The sequence below is a fragment of the Arthrobacter sp. Hiyo1 genome (genome assembly GCF_001263615.2).
In the GTDB taxonomy this organism is placed as follows: Bacteria; Actinomycetota; Actinomycetes; order Actinomycetales; family Micrococcaceae; genus Arthrobacter.
In genome coordinates this window covers 162,743-163,635 of sequence record NZ_DF952468.1, presented here as the reverse complement: position 1 = coordinate 163,635, position 893 = coordinate 162,743, and the positions used below count along the sequence as shown (strand labels likewise).

The following is an 893-nucleotide window of genomic DNA, read 5'->3' as shown; positions in this document are numbered from 1 at the left end:
CTGGGCCGCGGCGTCGAGGCCAGCGAAATCACCGTCTTCGACGAGCGCGACGGCGGCACGTTCTTCGGCTTCAGCGATCCGGACGGCAACACGTGGGCGGTGCAGGAACTCAAGGTCCGCGCTGAGAAGCCGCTGATTCCAGTGGAGGCCCGCGGGCGCTTCGGGGAGTAGTTTCGGGGAAAGGGCCGGCCCCGCGTAAAGGGCCGGCCCGAGCAACCCACTCACTCTGCCGGTGCAGTGCCTCCTGCCGAAGAGTCCGTCTGCCAGAGGCCAAGGATGTTGCCTTCGGTGTCCTTGAAATAGGCGTAGTAACCCATGCCTGGAACGGCATCCTTGCCTTTGACCACAGAACCGCCCGCACTCTCGATTTGGCCGAGCGAAGCCTCGATGTCTTCGACGTCAACCGTGATGATGGGCGTCTTCAATTCCTCTGTGCGCGGGAACAGTGCACCATTGATGGCCCCTGGCGCGCTCGGCATGCCCGTCTGTGGGTCCGAAGGCGTGGTGATGGCGATCGTGTAGTCCATTTCCTGCATGGGGTTGAGCATCCAGCCGAAGGCACCCTGGTAGAAAGTGTTGGCCCGCTCCTTGTCGTCCGCGGGGATCTCGAAATGCACTACACCGGCCATTGCGTTCTCCTGAGATTGTCATGGAAGGCGCAGACGCCCCGCGCCACACGTGGAGTCTAGTCGTGTGGGTTTCGCGGCGTAAGGGCTTGAGCGCGGCTCTTTTCGAGTGTTGTCACACGAGCATGCGACCATGAATGAATGACCATCGTCGATGCCCCACCCGCCGCAGCGGTTGCGGCCGACGCATCCGTGCGATGGCACCCCGGCGGCCCCTTCGACCTCCTGCAGACCGTGGGAATCCTCATGCGCGGCAACGGCGATCCG

At 63.5% G+C, this 893-nt stretch carries 1 protein-coding gene; it reads right to left on the bottom strand.

Annotation, left to right across the window (positions count from 1 at the left end):
- Positions 1-221: 221 nt before the first annotated feature.
- A complete protein-coding gene (locus tag AHiyo1_RS00655; RefSeq protein WP_059387279.1) occupies positions 222-629 on the bottom strand; it encodes a VOC family protein in 408 nt (135 codons plus the stop codon).
- Positions 630-893: the final 264 nt, after the last annotated feature.

Coding starts and splice junctions, on each gene's coding strand:
- AHiyo1_RS00655 (WP_059387279.1), bottom strand. CDS start 629: ATGGCCGGTGTAGTGCATTTCGAGATCCCCGCGGACGACAAGGAGCGG.